An 18,667-nucleotide genomic window follows, 5' to 3' on the forward strand; every position below is an offset into this window, starting at 1 on the left:
AGATCGATTACCACACGAGAATCTGCAGGGACGATTTCACGGTCGGCTGGATGCCGTCCGCGGCGTCGAGACTGGCCCGGGTTCCGCTGAGCGGATCGTAGAGCTCGGCCTGGCGCACTTGCGGCAATTTGATGGTGCCGCCCTTGGCGCTCCAGAACATCAGCAGGCGCTTACCGTCGTCGCGGGTCCAGGACACGCTGTAGAAGGTGTCGGGCAGGTTTTCCAACACGGGCGTCTTGCCGGGTTTGAGACGCGCGCCGGTGATCTCGAGAAACCGCGCGAGCGCCTTGTACACCGGCTTGGGTTCGCCGTTGAGGTCGAGCAGGCCGTAATGCTGGTCGCGGGCCGAGGCGCGCGAGTCGAGATCGGAAAGGGCGAAGAGGAAGATCCGCTCGTAGTCCTGGTCGCTCATCAACGCCAGGCGGCGCAGGGTGTAGTCGGCCTGGCCGTCGACGCCGATCAGCCGCTGCATCTCCTTGGGCCCGGCGTAGCTCGACCAGCCCCACTCGGTGGCCCAGACCCTCTTCAGGCCGGCGCCGTGCAGCATGTCGTTGAGCTGCTTGCCGCGCAGCAGCACTTCGTTCTTGCCTGGCTCATCCGTTTCCGGGGTTTCCGAATACGGGTGGTAGGCGGCGACCATGCCCAAGCTCTGCACGCCCAGTTCGCCGAGTTTTTCGAACATCAGCGCGTTGCGCTGGGTCGGCATCTGGCTGTAGTAGGCCATGCCGCCCATGACCTGGGTCTTGTCCGGCGCCACCTGGTTCAGCGCCTGATGAGTCGCCAGCAACAACTCGCCGTAGCCCTTGGCATCGGGTTTCGGCCGCCAGTTGTTGGGGATGTTCTGTTCGTTCCACACCTGCCAGGCGTCGATGTTCGGGTAACGCTGGGCCAGCATCGCCATGCGTGTGGCGAAGACTTTCGGATCGCGCGGCGGGTACTGATCCTGAAAGGACCCGCCCTTGGGAGCGGTGGTCACGAAGGGCGCCGAGCCGACGAGGTAGAACAGCGACTTGAGTTTCGCGTCGCTCAGGGTCCGGTCCAGTTCGTCGAGGGTGCTGAGCTGGTAACCCTCTTCGGTGGGCTCGAGCCGGTCCCAGTGCAGGTCGACCCGCACCCATTGCAGGCCGAGCTGTTTATAGGCGGCGATCTGTTTGCGGTATTGCCGCGGGGTGAACCACAGGAAGTGCGCGTTGACCCCCAGGTAGTCCTTCCACACCAGGGTACGATCGGGAGCCAGGTTGATCGGCGTGGCATCGACTTGTTCGCTGAGCAGCAGGGCGCCGCCCACCGCCAGCGCGGCCACCAGCGGCAGATAGCGCAATAGCGGGCGACGTTCGAGGCCTGGTCGGGTCTTCATATCGATCGCTCCTTGCACACTTCATTGAACAGTTCGGCAAAACGGCGCGCGGTCGCGCTCCACTCACGCTGGTGCCCGGCCTCGCTGGCCCGCGCGGCCCACTGGCGGGCCAGTTCGGGCTCCAGCACCAGGCGGCTCAGGTGCTGGCTCAGCGCTTCGACATCGCCTTGCTGATAGGTCACGCCATTGCCGCCGGCAACCTCTTCGGCAAAGGCCCGGGCATTGGAGGTGACGACCCCGCGACCGCAGGCATTGGCCCAGGACAGGGCGCCGCTGGTGCCGCGCATCTGGCCGAGCCAGGCGAGCTTTTTCGATTCCCGGTACGGCAGCACCATCACATGGTGGGCCTGGATGGTGCGGGCGATCTCGGCGGACGGCAGGTCCAGTTGCCAGTCCACCACATCGTCCAGTTGCAGTTCGCGGATGCGCTGGCGCAGGCCGTCGAGGTAGTTGCCGGCCGGGTCGAAGGTCATTTCCGGGGCGGTGCCGCCGGCCAGGGTCAGGCGGACCTGGCCACGGCACTGCGGGTTGGCCGCCAGGGTGCGGGCCAGGGCTTCGATCAGGTCCTCGATGCCCTTGCCGCGGTAGATGAAGCCGAAGTACAGCAGGCGCAGCGGCACCAGCGGCGGCAGTTCGGCTGCCGGGATCGGCAGGTTGCCGTGGGCGATCACCGCTACCTGTTGCGGCTGCAGGCCCATGCGCTGGCGCAGGCAGTCGCCGCCCAGCCGGGTCAGGGTAATCAGCCGGCGCATGCCGCGGGCCAGGCGCCGTTCTTCATGCAGGGTCAGCGGGTCGGCGAGCAGCGCCGCCGCTTGCGGCAGCGGGTGTGGCAGGCGTTCGAGCAGGGTCAGCGGCCAGAACAGCCGGGCGCGCCGCCAGATCAGGCGCTCCGGGTCATGCACGGTGGCCGTGCGCGGGATCCGCGGTTGTTCGGTGCTCAGGTAGTCGAGCGCCTGGAATTCGCCGAAGCGGCCACCCCCGAGTTCGGCGTGCACCAGGTCGACGCCCGTCCAGTCGAAGGCGCGCAGGCGCGTCAGCTGTTCCGCAGGATCGTGACAGCCGGCCAGCGGCGTCAGCACCTCGATGCCAAGGCCGCGCAGCGCATTGCTGAAATGCGCGGCGTAGTCGGCGATACCGGTCTGTTCCGGCGGCAGCGGGGCCAGCAAGGCAATACGCATCAGGCCGCACCGCGCCAGCTGTTGATCCGCTCCAGCACCCTGGACGGCACTTCGAAGCGGCGACGGTTGAGGATCAGCCCGTCGACCTTGCCGAAGGCGGTGGTCAGCAGCGACAGCGCATTCTCGATCATCGGCACAGTGCTGGTCCGAGCCTCGATCACCAGGGCGATCAGGTCGGCGCGGCGCAGGATCAGGAAGGCCTCCTGGTTCGACAACAGGGCCGAGGCGTCCAGCAGCAGCACTTCACCGGGCTGGGCCGGCGCGCTGTCGTTGACCCGCACGCGTTGGCCACGTTCTTCCAGCAGGCGGCGCAGGCGTTCGAGGATGAAACTCACGCCTTCGCCATGGCGCGCCGAGGTCAGGCCCAGGGTCAGGCCCTGGCTCTCGATACGGTCCATGGGCAACAGGCTGTAGAGCCGGTAGATGCTCGCGGTCATCGCCGCCGGGGTGGCGTCCTCGAGGTCCGGCACGCTGCCCCACAGCGGCACCTGGAACAGCTCCGGCAGGCGCGAGCCGTCGTGGATGCGCTGGTCCAGCAAGTAGCAGACATAGATGGTCAAAAGACCCACGGCGATCCCCGCGGGAATGGCGAACAGCAGGATCAGCAGGCTCTTGGGGAAGACCCGCGCCGGGTTGAAGGTGGCGTGCTCGATGATCGCGATATTGCTGATCTGGCTGCTGTCGAGCTCGTGGTCGATGCGCGCCTGTTCCAGGTTTTCCGAGTACAGCGCGTAGCTCTTTTCAGCGGTGCGCAACTGCTGGGTCAGGCGGTTGAGTTCAGGCTCGTCGGTCAGGACCCGGTCGCGCTCGGCACGCAGGGTGGCCAGGGTCTTGTCGTAGTTCTCGATCTGCCCGGTCAGCCGGCGCTGTTGCAGCTGGGCATCGATGACCTGCTGCTTGACGTTGGTCACCAGGCTATTGGGCGCAGTGTTCTTCGAGCGTTCCAGGCGGGTCTCTTCCTGTGCGCTGAGGGCCTGCAGGTCTTGGATGTTCTGTTCGATCTGCTTGACCGCCGGCGCCTCGGGCAAATAGGTGCGCAGCAGGCGTGCGCGCTCCACTTGCAGGGTATTGAGCTGGCGCTTGAGGTCGAGCTGGGTCGGGTTGAGGCTGGTCTCGCGGCTGGTCACCACTTCGCCGGGCTGATCGAGGATCTGCTGGCGAGCGTTGATCAGGAAGCTGCTGATCCCGGACAGCTGGTTCTGTGCATTGACCCGGGCGTCGGTCAGCCGGTCGATCTGGCTGGTGAGGTTTTCCAGGCGGGCATCGACGCTGATCGAATCGATCTGCTTCAGGCGGCCCTGCAACTGTTCCTTGAGGCTGAGGATCTGCGCGGCCACCTTGTTGCCTTCGCCCTCATAGAAGGCGTAGAGGCTCTTGCGACCGAGGACCCGGGCGCGTTCCTCGAGGAAGGTGTCGACCCAGATTTTCACCACCTGCTGCGCGACTTCCGGGTCGTCCCAGGTAAAGCTGATATCGATCACCGAGGAGCCCGCTTCATGGCTGGCCTGGAAGTTCTTTTCCAGGCGGGTCGCCAGGCGGTCCTGCGGGCTCTGCGGCTCCGACAGGCCGACCAGTTGCAGCAGGCTGCGCAGCGCATCGATGGCCGTGCCCATGGCCTTCTTGGCGTAGAACTTGAGGGTCTTCCAGAAACCCTGGGGTTCGGCAGCCGCGCTCAGTTCCAGGTAGCGCTGGGCGACGATGTGCACGATCGGCCGGCCGGTGAGCATCTTCTCCTCATCGACGATCGGGTCGTGCTGGGTGCTGGGCGAGATCAGCGTCTGGCGATTGCTGGCCTCGATCGGCACCGTGGTGCTGTCGCGCCCGGGCTTGACCAGCAGGCGCGCGTCCGACTCGTAGCGCGTCGGCAGCAGGAAGGCGCCCAGTACCGCGACCACGATGGTGGTGACGACCGCCAGCTTGAACTCGCGGCGGAATATGAAGAACAGGCGCAACAGGTCGCGTAGAGAGCGTATTTCGATCACGGGATCACTCCGTTGAAAGTACTTGTAGCAGTGGCTGATGGAGGCCGATCAAACGCATCACTCCTGTCTACTGAGAAATGTTATTGACGTTTTCGATGTTGGTCGTGCTGTTGCCGCTGTTTCTTACATCCTGGCTGTTCAAGTCGTAGTTGAAGCCCAGGCCGATCCCTTTGTTAACCGGGAACAGCTTGGTGAAGTACATGTCCACCGCTTCCACCGTGCTGCCGATGGTCGATTGCGGCACGTAGATCAGGTCGCCGCGCTGCAGGGCGACCAGCGGATGGTTGGGGTTGCTGAGCATGTTGCTGAGGTCGACGAAGTACATCTTGTACTTGCCGTCGGGGCCGGTCCGGAGCAGGGCGATGTTGGAGCTGTCGGCCGACGGCAGGACGCCGCCAGAGCTGAGCAGGGCCTGCTCCACCGACACGGTGCCGGCGAGGTTGAAGAACGACGGGTTGGCCACCGCGCCGCCGATGAACACCCGGTTGCTTGGGGCAATGGCGATGTTCACGGTCACTTCGGGCTCGCGGTAGACACGGGTGTAGCGTTTGGTGATTTCCTTGCCCAGGTCTTCCGGGGTCAGCAGCGCGGCCTTGATCCGGCCGATGTTGGGCATCGAGATGAAGCCGTCCGGGCGCACCACGAACAGCGTCATGTCGTCGGTGGCGGCCGGCTCCTGGGCATCGCGCACGATGCGCAGGGTGTCGCCGCTCTGGATCAGCACCTGGGCTGGCGGCAGGTCGGCCAGGGTCAGTGCCGCCGCGTGGCGGGCCTTGAGGGTGTCGCTGTCAGGGAGCGCGACATGGGCGGGGGTCGAGCAGCCGCCCAGCCACAGGGAGGCGGTCAGGATGCTCAACAGACAAAGCCGGGAAGGTCGGTTAATAGTCATCATGACAGCTCAGGTCCAGTAGTTTGAGAACATGCTCAAGCGACGCTTGAGCGGTGTCGGCAGATGCTGTTCGGCGTGGCCGAGGCGATAGCCCAACAGCTTCAGCGCGCTGCGCAGCAGCACTTCGGGTACACGTTGCAACTGGCCGGCGTCACGCAAGGCGCGCAACTCGGCCTGGACGTAACGCTTGCCTTCTCCACCCGCGCTGCCGAAGGCTTCGCGGATCCAGGGCTCGCGGCCATAAAACACGCCGATATCGAAATAACGGCGGAACTCCTGCATCAGACTGTAGCTGTGCGAATGCTGTACGCACGCACTGGCGGCGTAGCGCACCAGATAACCGTTGAGCAGCATGCGCGCCGCGACGTGGGCGTCCTCGCTGCCGATGACGTCCTCGGGAAAGCCGCCCACTGCTTGCAGGGCACTGCGCCGGTAGACGGAAAACGAGTCCGAACTGAAGCAGGTCTTGATCCCCAGCTCCCCGGCGTCGGCCAGGCTTTTGCTGCGGCTCTGCGGGCTGTAGTTGAAGTGGCGCGACTGCGCTTCGAGAATCCCGGCGCCGGGGTGCGGCAACTGACGACCGTAGGCGAGGCCGATCCGCGGGTCTTCTTCCAGTTCCTGGATCAGGTTGGCGAAGGTCTGGGGCGTGGCCGGAATCGCATCCTGGGTCAGCAGGATCAGCGCGTCGGCGTCCACCTGTTCGCTCGCCCAGCGGCGGGTGCCGCCATGGTTGAACTGCTGGGCGGCGATGACCTCCACCCGGGCACCGAACTGCCGGAAGCGGCTGACGGTGTCGTCCGTCGAGCTGCTGTCGACCACCAGCACGGTGTCCGGTTGCAGCGTCTGGGCGGCCAGCGCCGGCAGCAACCGATCGAGGTGCGCTCCGGCGTTGCGGGCGGGAATGATCAGCGCCACCTTCATCATGGTTTGACCTGCGCCGGGGCACGGCCATAGACGTCTTCGAAACGCACGATGTCGTCTTCGCCCAGGTACTCGCCGCTTTGCACTTCGATCATCACCAGGTCGATGATCCCGGGGTTGCTCAGGCGGTGTTTATGGCCGGCGGGGATATAGGTGGATTCGTTGCTGTTGAGCAGGACCTCCAGGTCGCCATTGGTGATCAGGGCGGCACCGCTGACCACGATCCAGTGCTCGCTGCGGTGATGGTGCATCTGCAGCGACAGCGACTCCTTGGGCTTGACCATGATGCGCTTGATCTTGAAGCGGCTGCTTTCCTCCAGCACGGTGTAGGTCCCCCATGGCCGGGTGACCGTGCGGTGCAGGCTGTAGGCACTGTGGCCCAGGCGCTTGAGTTCGGTGACGATATGGCGCACGTCCTGGGTCCGCGAGGCGTCGGCCACCAGCAGCGCGTCCGGGGTGTCGACGATGATCAGGTCGCTGACGCCAACAGCGCCGAGCACACGCTTGGGCGAGTCGATATAGCAATTGCTCACGTCATGCAGGATGGCTTCGCCGTTGACCTGGTTGCCGGCGGCGTCGCTCGGGGTCAGCTGGCGCAACGCATCCCAGGAACCGATGTCGCTCCAGCCCAGGTCACAAGGCACCACGGCGACCCGCTCGGAGCGTTCCATCAGGGCCACGTCGATCGAAACGTCCGGGGCGCGGGCCAGGCTATCGGCATCGAGTTCGCGCTGGCGGCAGTGCTTGTTGTCCAGGGTCATGCCTTGTTCCAGGCAGGCCTGGGCGGCGCTCAGCACTTCGGGGGCGTGCAGGGTCAGTTCCTGCAGCAGGGTATCGGCGCGGAAGCAGAACATCCCGGCGTTCCACAGGTAGTTGCCGCTGTCGACATAGGCCTGGGCGGTGGCCAGGTTGGGTTTTTCGACGAAGCGCGCGACCTGGAAACCTTCCTTCAGCGCCGGGCCCTGTTCGATGTAGCCAAAACCGGTCTCGGGTTTGTCGGGTTGAATGCCGAAGGTCGCCAGGTAACCGTCTTCGGCGAGGCTGCGCGCCTTGCTCACGGCGGCGGCGAAGGCATCCTGGTCGAGGATCAGATGGTCGGCCGGAAGGATCAGCAGCTGTGCCTCGTCACCCCAGTACTCGCGCACATGCAGGGCCGCCACGGCAATGGCCACGGCGGTATTGCGCCCGAACGGCTCGAGCAGCAGGTCGAGGTCCAGCTTGCCCTGATTGACGTTGCGGTATTCGTCCAGCGAGCGGAACAACAGCTCGCGGTTGGTCACCGTGACCACGCAACTGACGTCCGCCAGGTTGCTGGCGCGGACGAAGGTTTTTTGCAGCAGGCTCTGCCCATCGCGCATGCGGATGAATGGCTTGGGCATGTTCTGTCGAGAGACAGGCCACAGGCGCGAGCCCGAGCCGCCGGAAATAATGCAAGGGATCAATCCAGTGAATGCGCTCATCAGTAGACTTCCTTCGTCGAAAGGACGGCCGGAACCGTCATGAAAACGATGTACAGATCCAGCCAGACCGACCACTTGGAGATGTAATCGAGGTCGTACTCCACTCGTTTCTGGATTTTCTGCAGGGTGTCGGTTTCTCCCCGGTAGCCATTGATCTGCGCCCAGCCGGTGATACCGGGCTTGACCCGGTGGCGCGAGCTGTATTCGCGCACCGCCTGTTCGAACGGCACGCCCGCCGCCTTGGTGGCGGTGGCATGGGGGCGAGGCCCGACAATCGACATGTTGCCCATCAGCACATTGAACAGCTGGGGCAACTCATCAATGCTGGTCTTGCGAATGAAGCGTCCGACCCGGGTGATCCGCGGGTCTTCGCGGGTGGTCTGCCGTTCGGCATTGAGGTCCGCCTGCTCGACATACATCGAGCGGAACTTGAACACGCGGATCAGCCGGTCGTTGTAGCCGTAGCGCTTTTGCCGGAACAGCACGGGGCCCTTGGAATCGAGTTTCACCGCCACGGCGGTGGCCAGCAGCACAGGGGACAGCAGCACCAGGCCCAGCAGGGCGAGGATGATGTCCTCGCAGCGCTTGATCAGCGGCGCCCAGCCGCGCAACGGCAACTCCGAGGTGTTGAACATCAGGATGCCGCCGACATCGGTCATGCGGTTGTGGCCGAAGCGCAGGGTAGTGATGTCGGGCACCAGCGCGACATTCACTGACAACTGCCGCAGCCGCTGCACCAGCTCGCCGATGCGCGCGTGCGCGGCCCAGGGCAGGGCGATCAGGACCTGGTTGACCTGCTCGGAACGGATCAGCTCTTCCAGGTTCTGGGTGTTGCCCAGAAAGGGCAGGTCGCAGAAGGCCTTGGGCACGCGGTCGCTGCGATCGTCGATGAAACCGATCAGGCCGGAGCGGATATCGCCGTGGCGCTGCATGTGTTCGGCAAGGAACAGCGCGCTCTCGCTGAAACCGAGGATCACCGTGCGTTGCAGGTATTTGCCGCTGGCCATCCACGAGTGGAACAGGCGCAGCAGGAACAGACGCTCGATACCAAACAGCACGAGGCTGGCGATGAACCAGACAGCCAGGTCCTGTAGGCTGAAGACCGGCAGCAGGTGCAGCCCCAGGTACATGACCAGCAGGATGCAGAAGGCGGAGGTCCAGGCCACCAGCATCGTGCGCAGGCGCAGGCGATTGCTGAAGAACTCTTCGGAGTAGACCCCCTGGGCCTGGAACAGGATGACGGTGATCACGGCAAAGAACAGCAGCAGGCCAAGGACGGTTGGCCAGACATCCGCACTGGCGGATTCAAGACTCAGGAGCAGCAGGATTCCAGGCAGGGCGGCGGACAGGGCGTGCGTCAGTTTCACCCCCGAAATGAAGAGTTCCATGAATCCGGTTCGGGTCAGAAACCTGCTATCAATCGATTTCGTAAGCATCGAATCCCGTCGCTGCCAGGTAAAAACCCAGCTCTGTTAAGGGTGAAGCCACTACAGAGGCAGGCTGAAAAAACTAAGGCTTACTGCAAAAAAAGTCTGTTTTTTGGCGGCCTATGATGGCCAAACAATACTGCTTTTCTGCTTTGATGGTCAAGTAATTGACTAATTCTGGCAGATTAACCTTTTTTTTGCATTATGCATCGGTTTTTTGACGGTTTTGCGCATCCAGGACGAATGGCAGCCTGGGCATGTGTCACGAAGTTGGCTCATTCGTGAGCGAGGCGTGACGGATAAAATGGAGTGTTGTTCAGGGGGGGACTCTTGTCCAACCCGTGGCGATTTATTCCTTTTCGCCCGGGATTGCGGGCTTCCTGAAAGCTGGCGCAGCCCTCGGGCGGATGCCCTGGCGGTGTAGACTGAACGCTTGTGGACTAACCAAAGGCAGGGGAAAAACTGTGAGGTATTGGTCATTGCTGTTGCTGGGTTGCATGCCCTTGCTGGCGCATGCAGTGGAAGTCGGCGAGCGTCTGGCGCCCTGGACCTTGCTCGATCAATTCGACCGGGCCTATAGCCTCGACGGGCAGACCCGGACCCTGCTGGTGGCGCGCAGCATGGACGGCGCCAAGCTGGTCAACACCGCCTTGCAGGATCGTCCTGCGGGTTATCTGGAGGCGCGACACACGGTATTTGTCGCGGACATCCAGCGTATGCCGGCGGTGATCGCCAGGATGTTTGCGGTGCCGGCGATGCGTGATTATGGCTACCGGATCATGCTCGACCGTGACGGGCGGGTAGCGCCGCGCTACGCCGGGGCTGTGGATAAAGTCCTGTGGCTGCAACTCGACAATGGCCGGCTGGTGGCTCAACGGGAGTACGGCACGGCCGCCGAACTGCGTGCGGCGCTGGAGCAGGCGCAGCCATGATCAGCGCCGCGCTGCTGTCGCCGCTCACCCTCGGCGTCGGCTGGCTGATCTATGTGCCGGTGCTGGTCTGGGCCGCCTGGCGCGCGCCCTGGGTCGAGCTGTTCAGCGACAGCCGACGCCAGCATCTGCTGTTCGGTACGGTGTTCGCCTTGTTCATGCTGTGGTTGGTGCGCCGGGATTTCGATACCGGCGTGTCCTATCACTTCATCGGCATGACGGCCGTGACCCTGTTGCTGGACTGGCCGCTGGCGATCGTCGGCGGGCTGATTGCCCAGGTGGGCCTGGTCGCGCTGGGCCGCCAGGACCTGGCTGCGGTCGGCATCAACGGCGCCTTGCTGATCCTGCTGCCGGTGCTGGTCACCGAATGCTGCGCGATCCTGGTGGAGCGCGCGCAGCCGCGTAATCCCTTTGTGTATATCTTCTGTTCCGGTTTTTTTGCCGCCGCGCTGTCGGCCTTGCTGTGCCTGTTGGTGGGCCTGGGGCTGCTGTGGTTCGACGGGCGTTTTGCCATGCCGGAATGGCTGGAAGACTTCATCGGCTACCTGTGGCTGATCATCTTTCCCGAGGCTTTCATCAACGGCATGGTGATCAGCGCCCTGGTGGTGTTCTGCCCCGAATGGCTGGAAACCTTCAACCGCACTCGTTACCTCTCGGCGCCCTGGAAGGACGACGATCCGCGTTCTTGATCCATATCAAACACGTTCGGCAGACGCGGTCCCATGCTCGGCAAAAACCGTTCGGGAGCAGGGTCATGAGTGTGTATGAATGGGCGCGGCAGGAAATACGCAGGAGTCTGGATACTGCGCAGGAAGAGGGTTTCGAACCGGGCTTGAGCCTGCGCGCCCTGCTCAGCGCGGTGGTGCAGGAGAGTCGGCGGGTGCGCAGCGCCGAGGATCTGGCCGACGAGTTGCAGTTTCTCGCGGAGAACCTCGACGATACGCAGGACTACGGTTTCATGCGGCCTTGAGGCTTCAGTGGGCGCGAGGCGGCAGGTCGTCGGAAAACAGATCGTCCTCGGCATCCGGGCTGACCGGAATCTTGTGTTCTTCGGCGGCCCAGGCGCCGAGGTCGATCAGTTTGCAGCGGTCCGAGCAGAACGGACGGTTGACGTTGCTCGCGGTCCACTCCACGGGCGCACCGCAGGTTGGACATTCCACGGTCAGGGGTTGGCTCATGACTGGCCTCCACGCAAGGTAAGGTAAAAGTGATGCAGGCGTTCGACCTCGCTGTGCAGCCAGGCGAGGTCGCGGTCGTTGACCAGCACATCGTCGGCATGGCTCAGGCGATCTTCGCGAGTCGCCTGGGCCTTGAGAATCGCCTGGATCTGCTGTTCGCTGATCCGGTCGCGTTGCAGGGTCCGCTCGATCTGCAGTTGTTGCGGCACATCGATCACCAGGATCCGTTGGGTCATCGCGTATTGTCCGGATTCGATCAGCAGCGGTGACACCAGAATCGCGTAGGGCGACTCGGCGCGGGCCAGGTGCGCGGCGATTTCATCGGCAATCAACGGATGCAGCAAGGCCTCCAGCCAGAGGCGTTGTTGCGGCACCTCGAAGATCAGCTTGCGCAGCGCCGCGCGGTCCAACTGGCCATCGGCCTGCAGCACGCTGTCGCCGAAATGCTCGGCAATGCGGGCCAGGGCCGGACGGCCGGGTTCCACCACCCAGCGGGCAGCGTGATCGGCATCCACCACATGGATGCCCAGGTCGATGAAGTGCTGGGCCGCAGCACTTTTGCCACTGCCGATACCGCCGGTAAGGCCGAGGATCCAGGGTTTGAAAACAGGCTTGGTCATCTGAAACCGACAAACTGCAAATAGGAGCCGGTTATTTGACCACCCCAGAGCAAGGCAATCCAGCCGGCAATGGCCAGAAAGGGACCGAAAGGGATAGGCGTGGACATTTGCGCACGGTTGCGGCGCAGCAGGGCGATCCCCGCCAGGGCTCCCGTCAGTGAGGCCAGCAGCAGGGTCATCGGCAGAATCTGCCAGCCGCCCCAGGCGCCGAACATGGCCAACAGCTTGAAATCACCGTGCCCCATGCCTTCCTTGCCGGTCAGCAGCTTGAACAACCAGTAAACCGACCACAGGCACAGGTAGCCGGCCACGGCGCCCCACAGCGCATCGTGGAGGCTGACGAACAGCTCGAAGCCATTGACGATCAGGCCCAGCCACAACAGCGGCAGCACCAGCACGTCGGGCAACAGCTGATGATCGGCATCGATCAGGCTCATCGCCAACAGGCCCCAGCTCAGCAGCAGCATCAGGACGGCCTGCCAGCCAAAGCCGAAATGCCAGGCCACGAACGCCGAGGCCAGGCCGCAGGTCAGCTCCACCAGCGGGTAGCGCCGGCCGATCGGTGCCTGGCACGCGGAGCAGCGTCCGCGCAGCAGCAGGTAGCTGAACACCGGGATGTTTTCCCAGGGGCGGATCGAATGTGCGCAGTGAGGGCACTGGGAATGCGGGAGCAGCAGGTTGTAGGTCGGCCCGGCAGGTTCGACGGGCAGCCCCAGGATGTCACGGGCCTGGGCGTGCCAGTCGCGCTCGAGCATCTTTGGCAGACGCCAGATCAGCACATTGAGAAAGCTGCCGACAATCAGGCCCAGGACCAGCATCGATGCTACGAAGACCAGCGGGTAGCTGGCCAGGACCTCAGTCAATGACATGTTCAGATCGCTGTGCCGAGTTGGAAGATGGGTAAGTACATGGCGACCACCAGGCCGCCGACGAGGGTGCCCAAAACTACCATGATCACGGGCTCCATGAGACTGCTCAGGGTGTCGACCAGGGTATCGACTTCTTCCTCGTAGTGGATCGCGACTTTTTCCAGCATGCCGTCCAGGGCCCCGGATTCTTCGCCGATGGCGGTCATCTGGATCGCCATGCCGGGAAAAATGCCGGATGCGCGCATGGAAAAGTGCAACTGCATGCCGGTCGCCACGTCCTGCCTGATGCGGTTCACCGCATGCTTGAATACCTGGTTGCCGGTGGCCCCGGCCACCGAGCCCAGGGCCTCCACCAGCGGTACCCCGGCGGCGAAGGTGGTGGACAAGGTGCGGGCGTAGCGGGCCACCGCGGACTTGTACAGCAGCGGCGCTACCAACGGCAGTTTCAGCAGGGCCGCGTCCAGCCAGTGGCGAAAGCGCGGTGAGCGCCGGTGGGCATGACGCAGGCCGAACACGCTGAGCAACAGAGCGCCCGCCAGCAGCCACCACCAGTGCTGCACGAATTCCGAGAGGGCGATGACCAGTTGGGTGAACACCGGCAGTTGCGCGCCGAAGCCTTGGAACATCGACTGGAATTGCGGCACCACCTTGACCAGCAGGATCCCCGTGACCACCAGCGCCACGCAGATCACCGCCAGGGGATAGGTCATGGCCTTGCGGATTCGGGTCTTGAGGTTTTCGCTTTTTTCCTTGTAGGTCGCCACCCGCTCCAGCAGGGTTTCCAGGGCGCCGGCCTGCTCGCCGGCATCCACCAGGCTGCAGTACAGCTCGTCGAAATACCGCGGCCTCTTGCGTAGTGCGCTGGTGAAGCTGCTGCCGGCGGCGATGTCCTGTTTCAGCTCGCCCAGCAGTTTGCGCATGTTCGGGTTATCGAAGCCCTCGGCAATGATGTCGAACGATTGCAGCAGCGGTACGCCGGCCTTGATCAGGGTCGCCAACTGCCGGGTGAACAGGCTGATGTCGCGAGCCTTGATCGGGGGCGTGCGCTGGAACAGCGAGCTGGATTTCTTACTGACCCTGGCTGGGCTGATGCCTTGCTTGCGCAACTGGGCCCTGATCAGCGAGGGGGTATGGCCGCTCAATTCGCCGCGCAGTTTGCTGCCTTGCCTGTCGGTGCCTTCCCACAGGTAAACACTGACTTTTGCTGCTTTGACCGCCATGGTGTCGAGTCCCGGTTGTGATGGATGTCCTCAGGGCCGGCAATGCCCTGTGCGTTAGCGAGTGGACCGCTGCGCGGGGCGCGGCGTCCGGCTCATAGAGTTTGAATGGCCCGATACGTTCCTTGGACGGCGGCGGGCAGTGAATGCAATCGAGGGTCGAGTGACAGCGTAGCCCGTCACGACGACCGGCCCAGGGCACTCGGCTGACAAAAAGTGTCAGATAGTGCGACTTCTGGCGCTCACTGCCGCAGGTCGGTGTCGCCAAAACCCCGTTCGCCCGGGGCCGCAGGCGCTGGCACAGGCTGTGCTATGGCTGTCTGGTGAGTGCCCAGACCCCTGGATATCCCCTGCTTGGAGCAGATAAATGAAGTATCAGAAAGGTTTTACCTTGATCGAGTTGCTGGTCGTCGTGGCGATCATTGGCATCCTGGCCACCTTTGCCATGCCGCTGTATTCCAAATACCAGGCGCGGGCCAAGGTCACCGCGGCATTGGCCGAAGCCTCGGCGCTGAAGGTCAACTTCGAGGACGTGCTGAACCAGGGCAGCGACCCGACCCTGGAGCTGGTGGGGGGCAAGGCGGCGACGTCGAACTGCACCATGACCGCCGCGGGCTCCGCCTCGACAGGAGCGGGAAGCATTGGCTGCACCATCCTCAATGCACCGGCGCCGGTGCTGAACAAGACCGTCACCCTGACTCGCACCACGGCCGATGGCTGGGTCTGCACCACCACTGTCCCCGCCGATTACTCCCCCAAGGGCTGCACCGCCAGTGGCAGTTGAGGTCGGTGCTTGCCTGCTCGGCGCGTGAAACACCACGCGCCACGGCGCCTTCTGGGAAAGTGTCGGAAATTCAGGAGGTTAGCTCGCCACTGGAAATGCAACTTGCATGCAGATTACTTGCCGATCATGCATTTTGCATGATCGCGAGTGTTTCGTTATTTTTATAAGTAATTGATATTTAAGGGTTTTGTTGTTTTTCTGAACTTGGCATAACGCCTGCAATCTACTTAAGTAACCCTGCTGCCAGGACTTGGAGCAGGTTTTCCAGAAGAACAGGAGTTACTCGTATGAAGAAGTTCGCTATCGCTGCTGCAACTGCTACCGCTCTGACCCTGACCATGGCTAACGTTGCATTTGCCCAGACCACTCAAGCTACTCAGGCGCCAATGGTGCTCGCGGCGGGTGAAGTGACCAAGGCCAAGGAAGCCACTTCCGACACCTGGATCACCACCAAAGTCAAAGCGGATCTCGTAACTGAAAAAGGCATTCCTGGCACCGACATCAAGGTCGAAACCAACAAGGGTGTGGTTTCCCTGTCCTCCACCACTGCTCTGACCGCGGCGCAAAAAGAAACCGCAGTCAACATCGCCAAGAATATCAAGGGCGTGAAGGCGGTATCGGCTGACGGTTTGAAAACCGAGTAAGCCGCAAGCGTCTTTCCTGGACAGGGAGAAGAGGCGGTAGATGGTTCATCTACCGCTTCCTTGAAGGTTCATGCGAATGGCCACAGGGAGGTGGCTCCTTTTGTAGACAGAACAGGCCCCGGCACAGTGTGTCGGGGCCTGTTCTGTTTATGGCGGGGAGAACCGCAGGGCCGACCCGTTTCCGGGTCGGCGGGGAGGGTGGTTATTCGGCGTCCAGGTGCATGGGGGTAATGACCCGACCGTCGCTTTCGGCCTGGCCGAGGTTGGCGTCGATGAAGTAGACCCGGTCGTCCGCCAGTTGGCCCTTGTCCACCAGGAAGTCCTTGATGCTGCTGGCCCGTTCCTGGCCCAGCTGGCGCAACAGCGCATCGCTGCCACTCCAGAACTGGATCACGCCTTCACGCATTTTCGCGGTGCGTTCTTCCTTGCCCAGATCCTTCCATTCGGCCGGTGGCTGGGTCTTGAGGCGCGTGCGATAGATGCCTTCCAGCAGCGGACCTTTCTCGCCTTCCGGCACCTTCAGCAAGGATGCCTGGGCCGGCACCTTGTCGCCGCGACGCTGGAGCATCTTGTAGTAGTTGTACTGGTATTCCCGCTCCAGGCGTTGCTCGGCGATCAGCGGGCCATCGCTGCTCTGCGCGGCGGTACCTTCGATCTCCAGGCGCAGGGCCGGACGCTCCTTGAGCGCGTTGGACAGCTTGACCAGCGCCGCTTCCGATTCCGGGCTCAACTCGCTCGAGCCCGGGGCGAACGAGACGCTGCCCAGGTCTTCCGAACCACTGCCCGCGACCAGCCCGCCAATCAGTTTGAAGGGCGCGGCGGCAGCCTTGACGATCAGGTTGCGCAGGGTCTGCCAGACAATCGGCATGACGCTGAATTGCGGGTTGTTGAGGTCGCCGGTCACCGGCAGTTCGATGGAGATCTTGCCGTCGACATCCTTGAGCAGGGCGACCGCCAGTTTCAGGGGCAGGCTCACGGCATCCGGGCTGTCGACTTTTTCCCCCAGCTCCAGTTGTTCGACCACCACTTTGTTTTCGGCCTTGAGCTGGCCGTTGGTGATGACGTAGTGCAGGTCGAGGTTGAGCCGGCCCTTGCGGATACGGTAGCCGGCGAACTTGCCGGAGTAGGGGGTCAGGGTGGTCAGTTCGACGCGTTTGAAACTGGTGGCGATGTCCAGCGCGGCCATTGGATCGAACGGGTTCACGCTGCCCTTGATGGTGACCGGCGCATAACGATCGACCTTACCCTTGATATCGACACTGGCCGGTTTGGCCTGGCGGCTGTCGATGGTGCCGATCTGGCCGTTGAGTTGCTGGACGGCCGTGGCGAAGTTGGGGGTCAGGCTGAAGTCGGCGAAGTTGGCCGAACCATCGTTGATGGCGATCTGGCCGATATGGATGCCCAGGGGTTTTTCCTTGGCGGCCGGCTTGGCGGCACTTTTCGGTGCGCTGTCGGCCGGTTGCGGGATCAGCAAGTCATCGATGTTGGTGGTGCGGTCATCGTTGATCATGAAGCGCGCATAGGGCTGCAGCAGGTTGACCTTGTTGATCGTCAGGCTGTCGCCGTGCTGATAGTTCAGGCCTTCGAGCACCAGTTGCTGCCATTTCACGAAGTCGCGGGTTTTCAGGGTGTCCAGGGTGTGCAACTGGTCGACCTGGGCGCGGCCGGTCACGCTGAATGTCAGGGGATCGATGTTTTTCAGGTCCACCGCCAGGTCGCTGCCGAGCATGCCGCTGCGCAGCTCCAGGCGAATGAACGGGCTGATGTAGGACTGCGCGACCCGCAGGTCGATGTCCTTGGTCTGCACCGCCAGCTTGGCGGTGACCGGTTGCAGGTTGACCACACCGCTGGCGAGGATCTTGCCCTGCTTGCCCACCCCGGTGTCGAGCTTGAGGTTGAAGGGCGACTGGTTGAGGCTGTCGAAGTTCTGCACGTCGACGTTCAGCGGCCCGACCTCCAGCGCCACCGCCGGCTTGGCCTGGCGGTCCGCCAGGTGCACCTGGTAATTGCGCAGTTGCACGTCCTTGAGCAGCACCTGCCAGGGTTTGCCTGGCGCCGGGGGCGCCGGCTGCGGGCTATCGGCGGCGGCCGGAGCGGGCTTGGCCGCCGGTTTGGCCGGCTGGCTGGCGAACAGTTTCTGCCAGTCCAGTTGGCCATCGGCTTCCAGGGCTGCCCAGGTTTCCAGTTTCTGGCTGCGGATCTTGCCGACCACCACTTGCTGCTTGGCCAGGTCGACCGTGGTCTCACTGACGTCCAGGCGCTCCAGGCGGGCCAGTGGCCGACCGTCCGGGGTCTTGATGGCAAAAGGCGCGACGCTTACCGAAGCATCGCTGAGCAGCAGTTCGGTTTCCTTGGACAGGTTCAGCTTGTAGCGGGTGTTGAGGTTCAGCACGCCGTCTTCGAGGACCAGGGGCAAGGCATCGCGGACATAGGGCCACCAGGCTTTCATCTGGCCGTCGGTGACTTTCAGGGTGCCTTCGGAGGCGATCGGGGTCAGGCTGAAATTACCGCTCCAATCGATCTGACCGCCCGCGGGGCCCGCGGCGACCAGAGTCATGTCGGCACTGTCATCGGGCAGGGTGCTGAGGTTCTTCAGCTCGAGATCGAGTTTGTCGTAGAGGAAATCGATGGGCTCGCTGGGCCGCGTGTCCTGGAAGTGCACATAACCGCCCGCCAGTTTGATGCGCTCGATACGCAGCGGGAACGGCTTGGCCTCGGGGTCGTCCGGAGTCGGTTCGCTGGCGGGCAGGTTGAACAGGCCCAGCAGGTTGAGCTTGCCGTCTTTGGCGAACAGGATCTCGCTCTTGGGTTTGTCCAGCTCGATATCGGCCAGGTGCAGCGCGCGGGTCCAGAGGCTGTCCAGTTGCAGGTTGGCGTAGAGACGCTCGAAGGCCACCTGCTCCTTGCCCGGCTCACCGATGTTCAGGCCCCAGAGCGTCAGTTCGAGGCTGAACGGGTTGAGTTCGATGCGCTGGATCTTTGCCGGTACCGTCGCGTAGTTGGCCAACTGTTGATTGGCCACCCGCAGGGCGATGCCCGGCAAAATCAGAAAGCCCAGCAGGCTGTACAGGGCGAGAGCGGTCAACAAGGCGCCGATAGCGCGGATCAATCCTTTGGACATGCGAGGCTTCATCTATCTGAATCGGAAGTGCGTTGGAGTATGGCATGCGTTTCCGGTTCCGAAACAATCCCATGACTGTCGCAAACAGGAT

The 18,667-nt window shown here is 63.2% G+C and carries 17 protein-coding genes; 5 read left to right on the plus strand and 12 right to left on the minus strand.

The annotated features are described in order from the left end of the window. Positions 1 to 7 precede the first annotated feature (7 nt). The 7 genes from DK261_RS27255 to DK261_RS27285 form a co-directional block, all read right to left on the minus strand. Positions 8 to 1,357 (minus strand): cellulase family glycosylhydrolase, encoded by a 1,350-nt coding sequence (locus tag DK261_RS27255; protein WP_110177020.1) that lies wholly within the window; start codon positions 1,355 to 1,357, stop codon positions 8 to 10. After that, entirely contained in the window at positions 1,354 to 2,535 is a 1,182-nt protein-coding gene (locus DK261_RS27260; RefSeq protein ID WP_110177022.1) for a glycosyltransferase, read from the minus strand. The genes DK261_RS27255 and DK261_RS27260 overlap by 4 nt, the downstream gene beginning before the upstream one ends. Further along, on the minus strand, positions 2,535 to 4,517 hold the full coding sequence (locus DK261_RS27265) for an LPS biosynthesis protein (RefSeq protein ID WP_016703675.1): 1,983 nt from the start codon (positions 4,515 to 4,517) through the stop codon (positions 2,535 to 2,537). Before DK261_RS27265 ends, DK261_RS27260 begins: the two co-directional genes overlap by 1 nt. A gap of 67 nt (positions 4,518 to 4,584) precedes the next feature. Next, complete coding sequence (locus tag DK261_RS27270) at positions 4,585 to 5,409, minus strand: polysaccharide biosynthesis/export family protein (RefSeq protein ID WP_009050917.1); 825 nt, start codon at positions 5,407 to 5,409, stop codon at positions 4,585 to 4,587. A 6-nt stretch (positions 5,410 to 5,415) separates the two neighbouring features. After that, complete coding sequence (locus DK261_RS27275; RefSeq protein ID WP_016703673.1) at positions 5,416 to 6,327, minus strand: glycosyltransferase family 2 protein; 912 nt, start codon at positions 6,325 to 6,327, stop codon at positions 5,416 to 5,418. Continuing rightward, positions 6,327 to 7,787 (minus strand): mannose-1-phosphate guanylyltransferase/mannose-6-phosphate isomerase, encoded by a 1,461-nt coding sequence (locus DK261_RS27280; protein ID WP_009050915.1) that lies wholly within the window; start codon positions 7,785 to 7,787, stop codon positions 6,327 to 6,329. The genes DK261_RS27275 and DK261_RS27280 overlap by 1 nt, the downstream gene beginning before the upstream one ends. Then, entirely contained in the window at positions 7,787 to 9,223 is a 1,437-nt protein-coding gene (locus DK261_RS27285) for an undecaprenyl-phosphate glucose phosphotransferase (RefSeq protein ID WP_009050914.1), read from the minus strand. The genes DK261_RS27280 and DK261_RS27285 overlap by 1 nt, the downstream gene beginning before the upstream one ends. Before the next feature lie 455 nt (positions 9,224 to 9,678). On the opposite strand from DK261_RS27285, the gene DK261_RS27290 reads away from it, so the two are divergent. From DK261_RS27290 to DK261_RS27300, 3 genes are all read left to right on the plus strand, one after another. Then, positions 9,679 to 10,146 (plus strand): hypothetical protein, encoded by a 468-nt coding sequence (locus tag DK261_RS27290; RefSeq protein WP_009050913.1) that lies wholly within the window; start codon positions 9,679 to 9,681, stop codon positions 10,144 to 10,146. After that, positions 10,143 to 10,832, plus strand: a complete 690-nt coding sequence (locus tag DK261_RS27295; protein WP_110177023.1) for an energy-coupling factor ABC transporter permease — start codon at positions 10,143 to 10,145, stop codon at positions 10,830 to 10,832. The genes DK261_RS27290 and DK261_RS27295 overlap by 4 nt, the downstream gene beginning before the upstream one ends. Before the next feature lie 65 nt (positions 10,833 to 10,897). Then, positions 10,898 to 11,113 carry a hypothetical protein gene (locus DK261_RS27300; protein WP_009050911.1) on the plus strand — a complete coding sequence of 72 codons (216 nt, stop codon included), beginning with the start codon at positions 10,898 to 10,900 and terminating at the stop codon, positions 11,111 to 11,113. A gap of 4 nt (positions 11,114 to 11,117) precedes the next feature. Here DK261_RS27300 and yacG read toward each other — a convergent pair whose 3' ends face one another. Genes yacG through DK261_RS27320 form a run of 4 tightly spaced genes read right to left on the minus strand, consistent with a single transcriptional unit; the run spans position 11,118 to position 14,030 of the window. Next, on the minus strand, positions 11,118 to 11,321 hold the full coding sequence (gene yacG, locus DK261_RS27305; RefSeq protein WP_009045670.1) for a DNA gyrase inhibitor YacG: 204 nt from the start codon (positions 11,319 to 11,321) through the stop codon (positions 11,118 to 11,120). Continuing rightward, positions 11,318 to 11,941 (minus strand): dephospho-CoA kinase, encoded by a 624-nt coding sequence (gene coaE, locus DK261_RS27310; protein WP_009045669.1) that lies wholly within the window; start codon positions 11,939 to 11,941, stop codon positions 11,318 to 11,320. Before coaE ends, yacG begins: the two co-directional genes overlap by 4 nt. Next, positions 11,938 to 12,810 (minus strand): A24 family peptidase, encoded by an 873-nt coding sequence (locus DK261_RS27315; protein WP_009050909.1) that lies wholly within the window; start codon positions 12,808 to 12,810, stop codon positions 11,938 to 11,940. Before DK261_RS27315 ends, coaE begins: the two co-directional genes overlap by 4 nt. 2 nt (positions 12,811 to 12,812) lie before the next feature. Then, entirely contained in the window at positions 12,813 to 14,030 is a 1,218-nt protein-coding gene (locus DK261_RS27320) for a type II secretion system F family protein (protein ID WP_110177025.1), read from the minus strand. A 364-nt stretch (positions 14,031 to 14,394) separates the two neighbouring features. Between DK261_RS27320 and DK261_RS27325 the strand changes: the two genes are divergently transcribed. Together DK261_RS27325 and DK261_RS27330 are read left to right on the plus strand one after the other, a co-directional pair. Continuing rightward, positions 14,395 to 14,811 carry a pilin gene (locus DK261_RS27325; RefSeq protein ID WP_009050907.1) on the plus strand — a complete coding sequence of 139 codons (417 nt, stop codon included), beginning with the start codon at positions 14,395 to 14,397 and terminating at the stop codon, positions 14,809 to 14,811. A 287-nt stretch (positions 14,812 to 15,098) separates the two neighbouring features. Next, on the plus strand, positions 15,099 to 15,455 hold the full coding sequence (locus DK261_RS27330; RefSeq protein WP_009050906.1) for a BON domain-containing protein: 357 nt from the start codon (positions 15,099 to 15,101) through the stop codon (positions 15,453 to 15,455). Positions 15,456 to 15,657: 202 nt separating this feature from the next. Here DK261_RS27330 and DK261_RS27335 read toward each other — a convergent pair whose 3' ends face one another. Then, entirely contained in the window at positions 15,658 to 18,576 is a 2,919-nt protein-coding gene (locus DK261_RS27335) for a DUF748 domain-containing protein (protein WP_177411736.1), read from the minus strand. Positions 18,577 to 18,667: the final 91 nt, after the last annotated feature.

The sequence above is a fragment of the Pseudomonas sp. RW409 genome (genome assembly GCF_003184125.1).
In the GTDB taxonomy this organism is placed as follows: domain Bacteria; phylum Pseudomonadota; class Gammaproteobacteria; order Pseudomonadales; family Pseudomonadaceae; genus Aquipseudomonas; species Aquipseudomonas chlororaphis_I.